Source organism: Staphylococcus simiae, assembly GCF_002902085.1.
Taxonomy (GTDB): Bacteria; Bacillota; Bacilli; order Staphylococcales; family Staphylococcaceae; genus Staphylococcus; species Staphylococcus simiae.
In genome coordinates, this window is sequence record NZ_PPQR01000154.1 from 1 (window position 1) to 2,349 (window position 2,349).

At 26.8% G+C, this 2,349-nt stretch carries 1 protein-coding gene and 1 pseudogene; both read left to right on the plus strand.

Annotated elements, in window-relative coordinates; all coding sequences use genetic code 11:
- Window positions 1-155: 155 nt before the first annotated feature.
- Window positions 156-2,102 carry a helix-turn-helix transcriptional regulator gene (locus CD113_RS12445; protein WP_002461849.1) on the plus strand — a complete coding sequence of 649 codons (1,947 nt, stop codon included), beginning with the start codon at window positions 156-158 and terminating at the stop codon, window positions 2,100-2,102.
- 27 nt (window positions 2,103-2,129) lie between these two features.
- Window positions 2,130-2,349 (plus strand): annotated as a pseudogene (locus CD113_RS12795) (transcriptional regulator); the annotation flags it as partial.

Here is a 2,349-nt window from a genome sequence, read left to right on the forward strand (position 1 = left end):
TAAATAATTAAATTATTTGATATAATAGCATCTTGTATTGTTACTGCTTTTTTAAATGGATTTTTATAATTGTTAGTGAAGAATAGATGTTGGAATTGATTTATAAATAGAAATTGGGGAGTAAATCAAAACACGATGTTATGTGAGGATATAAGATGACAGAGAATTTTTCACTACATATTTTTAAAAATATGAATATAGGAAGTACGAAAGTTACGAATATAAAATTAATATACTGGTTACAAGGCAATGGTGACATCGTCATCAATCTACAAAAATATAACGTAAAAAGATATGATATTGCACTTGTGACAGTTAATGATTTATATCAAATTAAAAGTTCTAATAATGCCATTTGTTGTATTTTAGATATTGATATGCAATTCTTTTTGAAATTTAACATGATGTCATATGATATGACAGGACAACTCATCTCACATAAAGACAGAAAAGTGATTAAGACATTAATAAATTATCTTATTAGCAATCATTATATTGGTAATAGTATTGAAGTATCGAATGACAAGCTGTTAACTTATCTATGTATAGAGTTGGCAAATTTACAATTACATGTATCTAATAAGTCTTTTGTAGCTGAAGAAGTGCATAGTTATTTAACCACTCATCATCATAAAAAAATTAATAAAAAGGATCTTCTTAGTCACATTAGTATGTCAAGTAAATCATTAACTGAAATGTTTAAGCATTCTCCATATAATAATTTTAATCAGTATGTCAATCAAATACGTTTGAATTATTGTTTAATTGACATCTTAACTTCAACAGCACCTATTGAAAAAATAGCAAGTAATCATGGTTTTAATCATTATTCTAGATTCATCCACTTATTTAAAGAAACATATGGAGCAACACCTAAATTAATAAGGAAGAGACATCAGCCTTCATCTTATTCTGAGGACAAATTCCAAATAATTGATATTAACAATAATATTTTGAAGTTACTAGAAGAAGATAATGAATCCAAGCACTTAATTAAAGAAATTGATGTCTCTAATAATAATAGTAAAGTTCACCTGGATTATAATTATCCGAAAATTTTAATTGACCATGACCAATGGTATTGGCTTGATAGTCATATTATTAATATGATTAATCAGCAACTAAAGATAAATAAGGACAAAGTGCATATTATAATTAACTTAGAGCTAATAGATGAAAATCAAGATCTATGTCAATTGATAGATAAAATAACTTATCTACGCAGTAATATCATCTTTAAAATTCAGCATCGATATGAAGGTATATTGACTTCTAAGGAAAGACATAAACTTGAAAAAATAATGATAGCAATATTTAATTCAACATTTGAAAATAGGGGCTTAACGATATCTTTTTTAGTAGAGCGTTTAACACATACAGCTATTAACAAATTAAAGAGAATGATAAATAACTATATAGAATGTTATGAAGTGATATATCAAATGACTGATTGGGATAGCAGTAACGACCATCCGCAACAATTTTATGAGGATATTAATCAATTTATTCTAAAGGTGGATAATATAGAGCAATTTAAAGGGACAATTTCCAAGGTTATCTTAGATGTGTCATCATTTGCGCTAATGACGGAAAATAAAGTGACAGATGACATCATGGTACATATGTCATCAATTATGAAATATTGTCAAAAATTGAGTGGGTTTAAAATAGTGGCACCCAATACTAACCAAACAGTGGTTAAATCACAATTATCACCACATACTATAATGCAATTTATTATTACAAAGTTTAATCAATTAAGAGGAAATGTCATATTTAAAAATGACACAATGATAGTCACTCGATTTAAGCATGAACTACAGTGTGTCATATGTTTACCGATAACAATGTACAGTAGCGATATTGACTATATACAATTTAAGTATATTGGTCTGGAAAAAATTCATCACGCTAATATGACACAAATAGTATTTAATCCATATGTACCATTCGTACATAATCAGAATAGTGCTATGATTAATGCAATTATAAACCAACCACAATGTTGGCAAGCACATTATGTTGATAAATATATTAATGACAGTACCATAGTAATCCCTGGATATAGCATTATTCATGTAAAATACCATCTTAAAATCTAAGCGTGATTTAAAGAGGTGTGATTTATAATGATTTATTCTCGCATTAAAGTTGTTGTAGCTCATATTATGATGTTAAAAGTGATAGATGATATGTTAAAATACTCATTTCATATCACATTAAATCAAGTTAAAATTTTAAAATTACTGTTAAATTATCAATATCAAAAGATTCATATATCGACGATAGATTATATCCTTAATAGTGGTTATATCAATTCAAAAGTCTCATTGTTACAAATGCTAAATG